Origin of the sequence: Shewanella sp. DNRA4, assembly GCF_012843185.1 — a bacterium.
In the GTDB taxonomy this organism is placed as follows: Bacteria; Pseudomonadota; Gammaproteobacteria; order Enterobacterales; family Shewanellaceae; genus Shewanella; species Shewanella xiamenensis.
Window position 1 is genome coordinate 368,357 of record NZ_JABAIP010000002.1, and the last position, 15,092, is coordinate 383,448.

Sequence of the window (15,092 nt, forward strand, 5' to 3'; positions counted from 1 at the left end):
TTTATTTTTGTGAGATTTGGTTATGACTGCTGTTTCCCATAGCGCAACGGATCAACGCCTGCTGCAAGAGCCGATTTCGAAGCTTTTCTGGCGCTATACCATTCCAACAATCGCCTCCATGCTGGTGACTGGGGTATATGTCACCATTGATGGTATCTTCGTCGGCCATTATCTCGGTGAAACGGGGCTTGCTGGCATGATGCTGGCTTATCCCGTGGGCGCGATTCTCTACGCCGTCGGTGCCATGATTGGCATGGGCAGTGCCGCGTTAGTCTCGATTAACTTGGGGCAAGGTAATGTCGCCAAGGCGCGTAAGTTGCTCGGCAACGCCTTTAGCTTGTGTTTACTGGCAGGGGCATTTTTTGCCTTAATCGGCGGGATTTTTTCGCGAGATATTTTAATCGCCCTCGGCGCTGAGGGAGAAATACTCGAAAATGCTAATGAATACCTGTTTTGGTATTTTGCCTTATGTCATTTCCCTATTATCTCAATGACATTTACCACCTTGCTGCGTAACGATGGTCGCCCCTCCATGGTGACCTTTGTGCTGATCTTAGGTGGCGTGCTGAACACCTTTTTAGATTGGCTGTTTATTGTGGTGTTTCCCTTCGGTTTAGCAGGGGCGGCGATTGCCACCATGTTGTCGCAGGCTGTGACTGGCTTGCTCTGCCTGCAGCATTTTTTTGGGGCGCGCACTCAGCTCAAAATCAACCTAGAGCAGATGAAGCTTAAGCTTGATAACTGCATCAACATCGCCCGTGTTGGTTTGCCAAGCTTTTTAATGAATCTGTATCTGTCGATTGTATTGACTCTGCATAACACCGCATTTTTATGGGTTGGTGGCCCTTTGCATGTGGCAGCATACGGGGTGGTCAGTTATACCGAAGCGTTTTTCTACCTGATTTTTGAGGGGATTGCCCTCGGTACTCAGCCGATTTATAGCTTTAATGCGGGAGCAGGGCGCTTCGATAGGGTTAAACAGGCACGCAATATTGCCTTTGGCATGACCCTACTCACCGCCGCACTCGGTCTAGTGTTGATTTATTCCCGCCCTGAATGGTTGGTGTACCTGTTTGCCGGTGATAACCCAAGCCTTACGCCCGTCGCGATTGAAGGCATGCGATGGTATTTCTGGGGCTTGCCGATGGAAGGCCTCATTTTAGTGGGGGCGAGCTTCTTCCAAGCGATTAATTGTTCGAAACAAGCATCGATTCTAACTGGCGCAAAACTCATACTGATTGCTGCGATTATCTACTGTTTTGCTTGGGCTTTTGGCGTGATCGGTGTGTGGATATCGCTCGCGACCTGTAGCACGCTATTGGTCATTTGGATGTTCATTGCTATGCAGCGGCTTAAGATTAAAGCCTAATTTTTGTTTAGTTATTATCTTAGTCTTGAAACCGACTTAATACTGGCGTGTCGGCATGGGCTCTGATACATTTCGCTGGTTTAAACCCTGCTTAAAATGAGCTCAGTCTGTAGTATGAGTGTTGTCGATAAAATACCGTTACCGACTGACAGTAATGCAGGTGGATAGGATAAATTCTGGGCCACTTTGTCTGGCTTTTCGTTTGTTATTTAAGTTTTAAGAGGCTCTTATGCGCACCGCTGCAGTCATCTCTATGCTGTTGTTTGGCATGTTAACCAGTGTTAACGCCAGCGCCAAGGATAATGAGTTAGTGTTTGCTAGCGATTTTGAGGGTAACCGCTTATCACAACCTTGGTCTTGGATCATGGGGTGCCAATTTGAGGGTGCTGAGCCCCATAGTGGCGAGAGTGCGTTGTTATGTGCAGAAGGCAATAGCAGTATTGTCAGTAAATACCCTGTATCGGAAGCGGGTCTATTAGAGTTTTGGGTAAAAACTCAAAATATCCAAACCCAATATCGGATTAATGTGCTCACATCGCCCGTATTAAAACTGGATGCCCAGTGGCAGCATGTGGCGCTTATCGATGTTACTCCTGGCACAAATGAATATTTAGCCCATCGGGTGTCGATTGACGATCCGAGTCGTCAATATGTTCGCCTCGATATTGAAGCGATTAATGGCCCTATCAGTTTGGATGATTTAACCCTCGATAAAATTCGCTTAGATATTGCCCTGCAAAAAAACGAGCAAAAAATTATCGGCGGCATTTTAGATAAACTTAAAGAAGACAAAAACTACGAGGTTCAGGCCGAATCCTTTAGAACGCTGGGGAAAAACTACGCCGCCCAGCTCGAAAGCCAAAGACAATACCTTGAGTATTCGAACGCGATTTATTCCAGTATCACCTTTGTACTGGCGACCTCTGAGCGCAATAAAATGTCTAACCCTTTGGGTTATAACACCTTTAGGTCGGTGTTAACTGACGCTAAGCGGATTGCGTCGCCGATTCAACAGGCGCGTTTAGGCTCTATGGTTAAGCCCTTTGGCGACTTAGCAACCGCCACCTTAAATGTGGTGAGTGCTGGCGCCTACTCAGCCTTTGCTGAACCTTTTAAATCCTTCCTTGCGGCCACCTTTGACCGCTCAAACTATGACAACAGCGACTTAAGTCGCAGTGATAAAAAGTTTGCCGAGGAAAACGGCCTGAAGATTTACCAGCAGGCCGAGCGCTTTATGTCTGAAATCGAAAAAGAGTTGCAACAGGTGACCGCACTCGATAATGATTTAGTCAGTATGCAGAAGAACTTAGACAATTTCCGCAAGGATTTAGACAAACATCTGCGTAGCTATCTGCAACACGCCAGCATTGCCCGTACGCCCGAAAATTACAGTAAGGTGATGAGTAAAGATGAGCAGACTCGGGCGCAAATCATGGCTGAAGTGAATGCCAATATCAGCGCAAAGGCCGAAGCTTTACTTGCCTCAAATAGTAATGCTGAGCTAGTGCAGTACATGATTAAAACGACTGAAAAAATGGATGAGTTTCAGGAGTTTAAAGAACGTTTTAATCAAATTACTTCAGCGATGTTAACCTTCTATGACCGCTTTGAGCGCTCGATTGCCGCCGAGCAAAATCCCTTTACCGATCCAAGCGATAGGGCAGTATGGGAACAACATGCTCAAAGTGCACGCAATTATATTCGCCAGTCGAAGGAAGCGTTTACGAAAGCCTTTATGTAGCAGGTTGTTGTAGAAACATAGATTGAGCTTTTTCATCAAAATGGCGGAGAAACAATTTTTCTCTGCCATTTTTTATATACGCAATTTACCCAACCGATCGTTTAATAAACCATTTTAATCTGAGCGTGTTGTAGGCAAACCGAAAGTACATTATGTTGTTGATTTAAAATCGCCAGTTGTTTGATTATCTCAGTGATGGAGTCGTTGAGATGGAGTTTCAGACAATCCCAATTATACGGATTTTTGATGAATGCTCAGACTTGTAATAATCAAATTTTATCGCCTGCAGAAGGTGCAGGTGATAACGTCAACCAACTGCGGTGCTTTTCGATCTGAATCTAGGCGTTAATTATATGAATATTAAACGCACCTTTTTCTATTATGAAAGAAACAGAAAACAACAAGCCAAAATGCTCGCTTTTAATATGCTTTTTTTGCCCGTTATCCTTTGGCTTATTTTGATATTCATTCCAAAAAGTGATCCTTTTTATAACGAATTTTTATTTTACGTAAAATATATTGTTGTGGTTTCTGAACTTGCTCTGTTATCGCTAACAGCATGGTTGCTTACTCATCCTGCGAAATTTTATATCAAGCTGACAAACTCCGAGTTCAGCTCATTTCACCCTACTTTTAAAGAATGGACGTTCAGTGTCAATCCGCAAGACATTATTGAAATTGAGCACAGCACAGATATAGGATCAAACGCTAGCCTTATTTTAGTGAAAATGAATAATGGTTCATCAGTTTTATTGAGCCCTAACTATCCATATAAGCGAAGCGAACTATACGATGCATTGCGGTTAGTTAACCCAAATATAAAAACGCCCAACAACACTTGGTTGTTCCCTTATAAAAAGTAAAAAATCAATTAGACTGGCCAATCTCTAAAATGGGATGTCATATCCTGCAACTCACTGTAACCTTGCTTAACCAAACCAATTACTGCTCATTGGTTTTATTGGGTGGGTTAATATGTCTTAAATACACCAATATTTTAATGAGTTAGCTCAATTTCATGTCTCAGCTTTAGCTCGTACAAGTTGTAGACAAACCAAAAGTGCTTATGTTGTTGATCTAAAATGGATAGTCAGATTTTTACTGAAATCACACAGAATTATGGACACTACCATATCTTAACTTCGCTCTGCGATGGAGTTCATAGACTTCACAACCTAACAATGGCTCAGTTCTATTCAGAACTGCGCCAAAACGCTCAAAGTAGTCCTCATTAACTTGCTTTGCACTGATAAGTGGTACTTCAATACTGACATCTACACGACCTTTACGTATCAACGCAGGGTCAAGATGATCGAGATGATTTGTGGTCATTATGACAAGGCAGTCATCAAGAGGAATGACGCCGTCTAACGCGTTGAGTACGCCACCTAAAGTGAGTGGTGGGTTGTCTACGTTGCTTTCAGCTGTACGTGATACCGTAGCCTTTACACAATCACAGTCCTCTATTAACAACATCGCTCCGGGCGCTACTTTTCTAATCGCCTTATGAATAGTGGCATCATTGACAGTCGATAGATTCAATATGTATAGATCGCGATGATACTCAACCGCTAAGGCCCTCGCGATACCCGTCTTACCCGTGCCCGTTTTTCCATGTAGCAGTATGGTTAGCTTACTGACAACCGATTTTCCCCGACTTGCGAAGTTATCAACTTCCCTCATCAAGTCCTGCTTAAACCCTTCATCTAGCACTAAGTCACTAAAACCCGATGATTTCAATGTACCGTAGCGACACCATTCGGTTTCTTCGAAAATATTCACTTTCGGCTCAGTAGAAATGTCTCCACGAGTATCTTCTAAAAAACGATATAGTTTATCTTTTGCCCACCATGGTGCTCTTACAGTAATAGAATCGTATGCCATCGTACTATCGACCTTAGTACGGGTTGCCAACATAAAACAACCACCGTATTTAAACAGATGCATACCATAGCCGATAGACTTAACACTGACACGCCCGTCGTAATTCACACCATAGTCAAAGTACACAGCCTCAGAGATCGAACGTGAAAAAAACGGAATGGTAGTATTACTGATCAAAAAGGACAGCTTATTGAAGATCTCTGTGCGTGCCTGATGGCTATCGTCTATAGTGAGCCGCACAAATAGCTGGCTACTGAGCCAGCTTAACAGTTTCGCGGGGACATCTTTTAGCATGTAGCCTACGAGCCCAATTAACGTAAATGTTAATACTCCAACAATGACAGCCGTCAACAAAGGATCACTATTGGTGAGCGCCTTTATTTGTAGTAATACCTCGTTCATTTACTCACCTTTACTATAAATGCCTAATAGATATAGTCGAGAATACGACCAGCCGCGTCGAGTATACTCGTAAGGTATCCTCAGTATTGCGCTATCGCATCTGGTTAAAGCGACTTGATAAAGATCCTTTACTTATCACTAGCTATTGCTTTAGGCTGCGGCGCTCATCAAAGAGCAGAACGGCGCGGCCTTGCATCCACTGATTGACTTGCACTACATCCGTGTTTAACAGCCCGTTCGCCATCTTATAGGCAGGACGCCTGAATGTCGTGCAATGCAGGGATACGTGAGAACGACCATGGCTCTCGTTCATAAGCTTAGAAATCCTAGATTTCTCTATTCACCGAGTCGGCGGCGAATGCCATGGCAAGCCTGTACCTGTAGGCGAATAATCCTTATAAATCAAATGTTTCAAATATTGTTATGCTAAATTTTAAATAAGAAAGCCGCCAATAAAGGTCGGCTTTCATGTTTCGATTGTCCCGTAACCTTTGCGTTTCTTGGTTACATTAAATCTTGAGGCATTACAGCAAATACACGTTCGAGCTGCAGGCGCCGTGAGCACCGACGACGAGGGCTTGTTCGATATCGGCGGTTTTTGAGGGACCGGCGATAAACACCCCAAACTCACCTGAGGCTAGCGTGATTTCTTTTGCCGCTTGATGCATGTTTGGCACAATCTTATTGGCTGGCAGGGCTAAGATCAGGTTTTCACAGATAAAAGGCGTTACTCTGTGGCCTAAGTTCTTATTGTTTACCCAAATGGCACCATTTTCGGCAACACCAATATCCCCAGGGATCACCGCATAATCGATATCCCTGAGCTCGTGAGCCGTTGGTGGCACATCACGGTTTGCTGTGATGCCCTCAACGAGGGAGATAACCTGTAAGCCTTGGGCGACAAGCTCATCCACTTTGGCTTGCAGTGCCGCGAGGCCGCCTTCACGGTGAAGTGTACCCGCAACGGTTTTCAGATTGGTTTCAAACTGGCCAACCAGATCTTCAACCCTTGGGGCGACATCGATGCTCGGCATAGGATGGTTTGTTAAAGCCGACAGTTTGAGCGCATTGAGAATTTCGTGCTTACTAGACATCTTATAGGCTCCTGTGTTTCTTAAACCAAGCTTCGAAGCTGGAGTTGGGGGCGACTGGCAGTTCACGGTATTTACCCCAGGCACCACTAAAGGGCTTGAGCAGACTACCCGGCAGAATGCGCAGTGCAGTTCGGGCCGCGCCCATTGAGCAATTGAGCAGAGTGGTGCTTGCCATAAATTTACCCACTAATGGCATATAGCCGTTTTTGCCGTAGGGGAGTTGTCCGGCTTCGGCCTTAAGGCGTCTGTGGTGGTGAATAATCTTATCGAGCGGCACCTTGGTCGGGCAGACATAGGTACAGCTACCACACAGAGTACAAGCCCAAGCGATGGAGTTGGTATCGTCATGCTTGGCACCCACCGCAATCCCAATCGGGCCGGGAATGGTGTAGTTGTAGCTGTAACCACCAGAGCGGCGATACACAGGACAAGTATTTAAACAACCGCCGCAACGAATACATTTCAATGATTCGGCAAGGATTTTATCCTTCATCATCTCGGTACGGCCGTTATCGACGATGATCACATGCATCTCTCCATCGACCTGTGGTCCACGGTAGAAGGCGCTATAAGTAGTGACGGGTTGGCCAGTTGCGTTGCGTGCGAGGGTGCGTAGTAACACGGCGGCGCTGTCGATATCGGGGACAATTTTGTCGATCCCCATTGAATGCAACTGCAACTTGGGCAGGTTAGCGCCCATATCGGCGTTACCTTCGTTAGTACAAACGACCACGGCGCCCTTATCGGCAATCGCCATGTTTACCCCTGTCATGGCGGCATCGGCGCTGAGGAATTTTTCACGCAAATGCGCGCGGGCGGCACGGGTTAAATACAAGGGATCGGCTGCCCCCGCTTTAGTGCCGAGTTTCTCATGGAAGAGGTCACCGACTTCTTCTTTTTTCATGTGGATAGCGGGCACCACAATGTGCGAAGGCGGCATTTTCGCGAGCTGAATAATGCGCTCACCTAAGTCGGTGTCGATGACTTCAATTCCACGCTGCTCTAAGTAAGGATTGAGATGACATTCCTCGGTGAGCATGGATTTGGACTTAACTAACTTCTTCACTTTATGGCTAGCTAAGATCTCGTGCACGATACGGTTGTGCTCGGCGCCATCTTTGGCCCAATGCACTTTGATGCCGTTGGCAAGACAGTTTTGCTCAAAGGTTTCAAGGTATTGTGCAAGGTTGGTTAAGGTATGCAGTTTGATTTCAGAACCTAACTGACGCAGTTGCTCCCATTCGGGTAAGCTGCCAGCGGCGCGATCGCGTTTTTCGCGCAGCACCCAAAGGGCTTTAGAGTGCCAGTCAACTCGGGTTTCATCGCGGCAGAAAATATCGGCTTTATGAGCGTGAACCTGTGAACCCGTGGCCCCGTGATTATGTTGATATGCCATAGTGGGTCTCCTAGAGCGCGGCGTTAAGCACTTGCGCTATGTGGCGAATTTCAATCGGCAATTGTTGTCTGCGGATCATGCCATCGAGGTGCAAGAGGCAAGAGGGATCGAAGCCAACCACATATTGCGCGCCTGTTGCCGCGTGTGCTTGGGCTTTGTCTTTACCCATCTTGGCGGATACGGCACCTTCATCGACGGCAAACGTACCACCAAAGCCACAGCATTCATCGCGGCGGTCTGGATAGACAATGTCGATACCTGCGATATTGGCAAGCACGGCTTCAACTTTGTTGAATCGTGGGCCCATTTGCTCGCTTGGCGTGGCAAGGCTCAGCATACGAATGCCGTGACAGCTTAGTTGCAGGCTGATCTTATGGGCAAAAGGTTTGTTGAAGGCGGGAATGGGAGCGATATCGTGGAGGAACTCGGTCAGCTCATAGAGTTTGTCGATAACGGCTTGAGCTTCTGGGCTGCTATCAAACTCGTGGAAATTTTCTTTGGCGGCCACTAAACAAGAAGCGGCAGGACAAACAATGGCATCGCATTCTACACCTTTGAAGGCATTGAGTAATTTCAAGGTGGTACTGCGTGCTGCATCAAAGCAACCCGAGTTAGTCATCGGTTGGCCACAGCAAGTTTGGCCTGCGGGTAGAATCACTTGGTGTCCGAGTTTTTCCAGTAATTCCAGAGTGGCAATGGCCACATCCGGCATCATTTGGTTAACAAGACACGGGATGAAAAGGGCGATTTTCATTGTGCTTTCTCTTTCTTGTTAGTGAACGACATTGCCTTGCATTGTGGCCCCAAAGTCCACACAAATGCTAAGGTAGTTGATCCAATATAGGCTTATCTAAAGTAAATAAGTAGCCCTAATTTAGTAAATGATCTACTAGATTTTTGCAAAAATGAGAAGTTTTTAACAATATGATTTTAAATGATTAATTTGGTTTTTATTTTAAGATTTATTTCGTTAACTTTGCGGAGTTGTCGATAAATGAGAATAGTTTTCTTCTAAAGAAAAACGGGGCTATCTTTAGCCCCGTTTGGTCAGTGTGTTAGCGACTGCACTCTTCAAGCAGATACGCTAAGTGGCGGTAGGAAATACCACTGTGTTGGGTCAAACCGACCTCGCACATACGGTTGGCGTAATAGCCTTCTTTAACCTCAACTGGGATTAACTTCTTAATATTGCGCAGGGCGCTGGCGTTGATTTCTGGCTTATATAAACCTTTTTCACCGGCGTATCCACAACATTCAATACCCGCGGGTTTGAGCACTTGCGCCGAGCAAGCATTGGCAATTGCTTGCATCTTAGGCTCTAACTTCATCTTGCGAGCACTACAACCTAAGTGCAAAGCAACATTGACCTTTTTGTTGATGGTCAGCTTGTCCAGCAGCTTGTCGTGCATAAACTCAACTAGATCCGTTATTTGTACCTTTGGGTTACCCGTGAGGGTGCGATAAGTACAAGATAAGGCATCGACTAACACTGGGATCTTGCCGCCATTGCTCATCTTGCTGAGCACATCGATAAGCTCCTGGCGTTTGGCGTCGGCGTTTTTAAAGTCGCCCTTTGATTCCCACATTTGGCCGCAACATAAATCGCGGGTCTTTTCTGGCGTGATAACGTTATAACCCGCGCGCTCTAGTAGGGTTACAACCACTTCTGGCAAGGTGCGATTATCGGGATCCTTAGGTGTTGGACCAAAGGTCCGGCCACCACAGGCTGGGAAGTAAACTACAGTTTCTTGGCCTGCTTTGGCGGGTGACGGTTTAGGCAGTTTGCCGCCTTTGGGGAAGTCCGGATTCCAGTAGGGCACTTCTTTAGAAATCAGCCGACCCGTTTTCATCAGCGCATTAGTAATGCCATCGCCGGTGATTTTATGGATAACGCCAAGTACATCAAAGCCCGTACTGATCACTTGGTTTACCGCGCCAAAATGCTTGGCTTGGAAATCCAATACTTTTTGCTCTGTGGTGCTGATATAAGGTGTACGTAGTTTACGGACTAACTGACCCATGCTGTTATCGACTGGACAGGCGATAGTACAAAGCTGACAGGCGGCGCAGGTATCAATCACATCGTATTTTGCATCGGCGCGCATTTTAGCGGCCGCAGCTTTATCACCGGACTGCTCTAAGCGTTCGATTTCACGCAGAGTAGCGATACGTTGACGTGGCGAGAAGTTAAGTGCTGATGTTGGGCAGGTTTTTTCGCAGAAGCCACATTCAATACATCTATCAACAAAATCATCGACAACAGGGCAGGGCTTAATATTTTTAACGTGGACGTTCGCATCATCGTTAAGAATAACGCCTGGGTTTAGAATACCCTGAGGATCAAATAGTTGTTTGATGCTCTTCATCAAAGTGTAAGCATCTTGTCCCCATTCTTTTTCAACAAACGGTGCCACAGCGCGGCCGGTGCCATGCTCAGCTTTCATGGATCCGTTGTACTTGTTAATCACCATATCGGCAATATCGTCCATAAAGGCATGGAAGCGGTCAATATCGGCTTGAGTGGAGAAGGTAGGAGTAATAATGAAGTGGAAGTTACCTGCTAGCGCGTGGCCATAAATACAGCCTTCAGGGTAACCATGTTTATGGAAAAGCTCAGTGATATCGTGAGCTGCTGCGGCTAGATGTTCAAGCTCAAAGGCCACGTCTTCGATGATAACTGAGGTTCCTTTTGGACGCTCGCCACCGACAATGGGGAAAAGCCCTTTACGCATCGCCCAGTACTTGTCGTAAACCGCGGGATTGGTACTGAATTCCATCGGACGGATGAAGTCAAAACCAGCCAGTTTGGTACTGACATCTTGGGTATAGCGTTCGAGCGTTTGAGCATCATCCGCACGGGATTCAATCAATAGAATCGCGGATAACGCAGGCAGTTCCGACAACCAATCTGGCATGCCTGGCTTGCCTGTTACCGCTTTAATGGATGGCCAGTCAAGGAGTTCGGCAGCAGAAACACTTTCACCATTAATCAGCGGAATGGCGCGTGCAGCATCTTCCATATTATGGAATACAGCCATGGCTGAGGCTTTAAATTTAGCTTCATTTACAGTGTGATAAGTGACTTCATTAATGAAAGCTAACGTACCTTCCATCCCGACCATTAAGTGGTTAATGATGTCAAATGGGTCGGTAAAATCGATTAAGGAGTTAATACCGTAGCCAGTGGTATTTTTGATGGAATACTTTTTACGAATGCGCTCGGCTAATACGGTGTTATGGCGTGTCAGATGGGAGAGCTCGCTCAGATCTTGCAGTAATTTTCCGTGGGTCTTAGCAAACTCAGCCTTAGATTTTTCACAGCCAGTATCGAGTTCAGTGCCATCGGCAAATAACAGTTTTGCCGATGCGATGGTTTGGTAACTGTTTTGAGCAGTACCACAGCACATGCCTGAAGCGTTGTTAGCAACAATTCCGCCAATTTTTGCCGAAGCAATCGTCGCTGGATCGGGGCCGATTTTGCGATTCAGTGGCGCTAGCACAGCATTCGCGTCTGAACCAATAACGGCGGCACCTAAGGTAATTTGTTTTGCATCGCTACTGACTTCAATCTTTCTAAAACCATCATGGCCAAGGATAAGTAGTATCCCTTCACCAATCGCTTGGCCAGATAAACTGGTGCCTGCTGCTCTAAATGTGACGGGCGCATTATGCTTGCGGGCAACGGCTAAGGTGAGTTTTACCTGTTCTAAGGTCTCGGCATGGACAACAACTTCGGGCACGATTCTGAAGTAGCTGGCATCGGTAGACCAAGCAAAACGACGGACGGGATCATCCGTCACCGGACGATCACCTAATTGTGTTCTGAGATCATTGATGACCTCTTTGTAGTTAATCGACATAACATCACTCTCTTTATCTTATAGAAGAAAGTCGAAGTCACTCGGCGTGACTTCGAACAAGATGGATTAGAAGCCACCCCAAAGTGTTGCGATAGTGCCTGCAAGTAAGGCGTAGCCAAGGGCAACAGGCATGGTTTTACGAATAATTTCCGACTCTCTACCCGCCATACCTACTACAGTTGCAGCGGCAACCACGTTCATTACGCACATCATGTTACCGGCGTTTGCACCGATACCTTGCAGTGCCAATATCAGCGTATGGTTCATGCCAACATTATCAGCCACACTGTATTGCAGGCTTGAGAACATCATGTTTGAGAACGTCGCTGAACCTGACAGGAAGGCACCAAAAATCCCCACGATAGGCGCCATCCATGCCCATACTGCGCCCATTGAATGGCCCAACATATCGGCTAAGGCCACTGGCATAGAGGCTAGTCCAGCACCATTAGCACCTGAGTTTAAGAAGATTTTCACCATAGGTACTGAAGCACCTAATGAAATAATCGTCGGTAACATTGATTTGCATGAAACACCGATGGATTGCTTAATCGCAGGACTTTTCATTTTGAACAGGAAGAAACCGATAATACACACTGCGACGAAGAAGGCGCCAGGGGCGTATAAGGTTGCAAAGCTCGCTTTAAGCTCAGTACCCATAAGGCCTGTCCAGCTAATGTTGAAACTCGATAACCAAGCTTTCAGTGGCGTGACTGTACGAGATAACACTAACAGCGCAGCCATGATGATATAAGGTGTCCAGGCGGCAATTTGTGAAAACTGGGCTTTCGCTTCGATCTTCACACCTTCTTGGTTGTCATTCTCTGCGAAATCATTCCAAGGTGTTTTAGGCAGTAGGTAGCCCTTACGCGCAACAGGGATCACCAGTGCCATACCGATTAATGCACCAATAACCGATGGGAATTCAGGGCCTGCAAGGTAGTTAATAATCCAGGCGGGGACAGTAAAGGCAAGACCTGCGAAAATCGCAAATTTCCAAATGGCTAAGCCTTCTTTAAAGGATTTATTGCGGCCAAAGAACCCGGTCAGCATCGTCACCATAACCAGTGGAATTAATGAACCTGTGATTAAGTCGATAGTGATCATATGCATTACGATATATCGAGCATAACCTGCATAGGTTCCACCATGGGCAGCAAACTGCTCAGCAGCCATACTTACACCACCTTGGATAAGACCCTGTTCCATCCCAAAGAGCACGGGTAAACCAATTGCCCCAAATGATACGCAGGCTGAGTCGGCAATTAAGGCTACTACGGCGGCGGCGACAGGAGGTACTCCCAGTAATACCAGCAGTGGCGCGCCAATGGCGGCTGGCGTACCAAAGCCAGCACTACCTTCGATAAAGGCGCCGAATAACCAACAAATAATAATCACCTGTACACGGGCATCGGCACTGATGTTAGTGAAGCCTGCTCGGATAGTATCCATTGCACCTGAATATTTCAGAGTATTAAGTAGGAATACCGCACCGAAGATGATGGTTAATGGCGTGATCGCTGACAGCAGTCCTTCAAGAACGGATGCGGCCAATAGAGTGGTATCCATTTGCCAAATAAATACGGCGGCGATGGCCGTAACTACCATGGAAATGGGCATAGCTTTTGACGCGGGCATTCTCAGTAATACAAGAAAGATCATTACACTGAGCACTGGCGTCAAGCTGGCGAGGAGTTGGAGTATTGTCATGCTTGCCTCTACATAAAGTGGTCTGTCTTATTTTTTATAGGAATCTTATTGGTGCTTCGATATCAGAACTTATGGTGGATAAATCAGCAGTATTCACTACTAATAATCACTGTTACGACATTCTGTGGTGTGTACTAGACGCTATTCGGGGTTGAACTTATATGATCTAGATCATTTTGACTGCTGTATGAAATGCTAATTTACAGTGCTGCGGGAGGCTTCTCTCATAGGATTTCTTCAACTGTGACCAATGTCACTTAAAGAGTGGTTTGTATATTCCTATGCTCAGTAATTAATTTAACTTGTATGCTTTTTAGTTATAAAAAATCAGATCTTCACTAAATTAGCGATCAGTATTGCAATTAACTGATCCATTTATTTCATTAATGGGCACTTAATGAATTTTTAAGACAATATTAAGGTGTGATCTATGTCACTCAGATTCTTATTAAAAGGAACGGTGGTTTTTAATGATTTATTTTAAATATATGATTTTTATTATTTTATATCATTTTTAGACTGAGATTTTTAGCGTGATGTAGCTCACACTTTATCGGATGGGGAAATTGAGTGTGAGCAATGTCACTTTATGAAATATGAGTTAATCTGAAATTTAATAACGGTTAATAAAGCTGTTTACAGCAATGCAGCTGCACAACTCCATTTTGTTAACAACTATAGTCAGTCATTATCTCTATTTTTTTATGGTAGGTTGCTTGAGTTAAGCTTCGCATCATCTCATCGTACAAACTCAAAACAACTTACTGCCCCAGCCGAGTTTACTTCGCAACACATGGAAGTAATTATGGCCTTTAGGATGGATAAGCCTAAGTTGCTCAGAGCTGCGGCGCACGATGATCTCATCGCCGGGTAATACCGCTAAATGCACATGGCCATCACAGCTAACCTCAAGGTTTTCGCCATTTTCAGGGGAAACCACCATCTTAATGGTGCTGCAAGCATCGACCACGATAGGGCGGCATGACAAGGTGTGTGGAAACATCGGGACTAAAATTAATGCCTGTAAATTGGGGGTGAGAATCGCCCCACCTGCTGACAGTGCATAGGCGGTTGATCCCGTGGGAGTGGAAACTATCATGCCATCGGCGCGTTGGCTGTACATGAATTGATTGTCAATATAGACCTCAAATTCAATCATGTGAGCGATCTTACCCGGATGCAGCACCGCTTCATTCACCGCGGTATTACTGGCTTTTAGCTGTCCATGGCGATAGACCTCTGCCTCAAGTAAAAAACGGTGCTCGGTATCAAACTCACCATCGAGCACTTTAGCGAGCGCCTCTTCGAATGCATCCGGCGGTAAATCCGTTAAAAAGCCAAGGTTGCCACGGTTTACACCAATCACGCCCACATCGAAGCGTGCCAGTACTCTGGCGGCGCCGAGCATATTGCCATCACCGCCAACGACTATCGCTAAATCACAACGCTCGCCAATCTCTAATAAATCAACCGCCACAATTTGTGGGCCTAACTCAGTTGCTACCCGCTCTTCTACGAGGACTTCATAACCTTGCATTGTCAGCCAGTGGTGCAGACGTTTGAGGGTTTGATTTGTCCCTGGATGATGCGGCTTACCAATTAGGCCAATGGTGTGGAACTTTGTGGTCATATTTAT

The 15,092-nt window shown here is 45.9% G+C and carries 11 protein-coding genes; 3 read left to right on the forward strand and 8 right to left on the reverse strand.

The annotated features are described in order from the left end of the window. Positions 1-22: 22 nt before the first annotated feature. The 3 genes from HG547_RS03550 (at position 23) to HG547_RS03560 (ending at position 3,973) form a co-directional block, all read left to right on the forward strand. Positions 23-1,369, forward strand: coding sequence for an MATE family efflux transporter (locus HG547_RS03550; protein ID WP_169547025.1), 1,347 nt, complete (start codon positions 23-25; stop codon positions 1,367-1,369). Between the two features lie 229 nt (positions 1,370-1,598). Next, positions 1,599-3,110, forward strand: a complete 1,512-nt coding sequence (locus HG547_RS03555) for a hypothetical protein (RefSeq protein ID WP_169547026.1) — start codon at positions 1,599-1,601, stop codon at positions 3,108-3,110. Positions 3,111-3,463: 353 nt separating this feature from the next. Beyond that, the gene (locus tag HG547_RS03560; protein ID WP_047535877.1) at positions 3,464-3,973 is read left to right on the forward strand and encodes a hypothetical protein; all 510 of its coding nucleotides are present in this window, start codon (positions 3,464-3,466) and stop codon (positions 3,971-3,973) included. 244 nt (positions 3,974-4,217) lie between these two features. On the opposite strand, the gene HG547_RS03565 is transcribed toward HG547_RS03560, so the two are convergent. The 8 genes from HG547_RS03565 to nadK form a co-directional block, all read right to left on the reverse strand. Then, entirely contained in the window at positions 4,218-5,396 is a 1,179-nt protein-coding gene (locus HG547_RS03565; RefSeq protein ID WP_169547027.1) for an AAA family ATPase, read from the reverse strand. Positions 5,397-5,538: 142 nt separating this feature from the next. After that, positions 5,539-5,709, reverse strand: a complete 171-nt coding sequence (locus HG547_RS03570; protein ID WP_169547028.1) for a hypothetical protein — start codon at positions 5,707-5,709, stop codon at positions 5,539-5,541. Positions 5,710-5,920: 211 nt separating this feature from the next. Next, entirely contained in the window at positions 5,921-6,490 is a 570-nt protein-coding gene (locus HG547_RS03575) for an LUD domain-containing protein (RefSeq protein ID WP_037425853.1), read from the reverse strand. A 1-nt stretch (position 6,491) separates the two neighbouring features. After that, complete coding sequence (locus tag HG547_RS03580; RefSeq protein ID WP_055648002.1) at positions 6,492-7,886, reverse strand: lactate utilization protein B; 1,395 nt, start codon at positions 7,884-7,886, stop codon at positions 6,492-6,494. Positions 7,887-7,896: 10 nt separating this feature from the next. Then, a complete protein-coding gene (locus HG547_RS03585) occupies positions 7,897-8,640 on the reverse strand; it encodes a (Fe-S)-binding protein (RefSeq protein ID WP_037416062.1) in 744 nt (247 codons plus the stop codon). Positions 8,641-8,941: 301 nt separating this feature from the next. Continuing rightward, entirely contained in the window at positions 8,942-11,746 is a 2,805-nt protein-coding gene (locus HG547_RS03590) for an FAD-binding and (Fe-S)-binding domain-containing protein (protein ID WP_069454564.1), read from the reverse strand. Positions 11,747-11,812: 66 nt separating this feature from the next. Beyond that, positions 11,813-13,456: an L-lactate permease gene (locus HG547_RS03595; RefSeq protein WP_047535865.1), complete on the reverse strand. Its 1,644-nt coding sequence runs from the start codon at positions 13,454-13,456 to the stop codon at positions 11,813-11,815. 751 nt (positions 13,457-14,207) lie between these two features. Beyond that, positions 14,208-15,086, reverse strand: a complete 879-nt coding sequence (gene nadK / locus HG547_RS03600; RefSeq protein WP_086023973.1) for an NAD(+) kinase — start codon at positions 15,084-15,086, stop codon at positions 14,208-14,210. Positions 15,087-15,092: the final 6 nt, after the last annotated feature.

Coding starts and splice junctions, on each gene's coding strand:
- HG547_RS03565 (WP_169547027.1), bottom strand. CDS start 5,396: ATGAACGAGGTATTACTACAAATAAAGGCGCTCACCAATAGTGATCCT.
- nadK (WP_086023973.1), bottom strand. CDS start 15,086: ATGACCACAAAGTTCCACACCATTGGCCTAATTGGTAAGCCGCATCAT.
- HG547_RS03555 (WP_169547026.1), top strand. CDS start 1,599: ATGCGCACCGCTGCAGTCATCTCTATGCTGTTGTTTGGCATGTTAACC.
- HG547_RS03550 (WP_169547025.1), top strand. CDS start 23: ATGACTGCTGTTTCCCATAGCGCAACGGATCAACGCCTGCTGCAAGAG.
- HG547_RS03580 (WP_055648002.1), bottom strand. CDS start 7,886: ATGGCATATCAACATAATCACGGGGCCACGGGTTCACAGGTTCACGCT.
- HG547_RS03590 (WP_069454564.1), bottom strand. CDS start 11,746: ATGTCGATTAACTACAAAGAGGTCATCAATGATCTCAGAACACAATTA.
- HG547_RS03570 (WP_169547028.1), bottom strand. CDS start 5,709: ATGAACGAGAGCCATGGTCGTTCTCACGTATCCCTGCATTGCACGACA.
- HG547_RS03585 (WP_037416062.1), bottom strand. CDS start 8,640: ATGAAAATCGCCCTTTTCATCCCGTGTCTTGTTAACCAAATGATGCCG.
- HG547_RS03575 (WP_037425853.1), bottom strand. CDS start 6,490: ATGTCTAGTAAGCACGAAATTCTCAATGCGCTCAAACTGTCGGCTTTA.
- HG547_RS03595 (WP_047535865.1), bottom strand. CDS start 13,456: ATGACAATACTCCAACTCCTCGCCAGCTTGACGCCAGTGCTCAGTGTA.
- HG547_RS03560 (WP_047535877.1), top strand. CDS start 3,464: ATGAATATTAAACGCACCTTTTTCTATTATGAAAGAAACAGAAAACAA.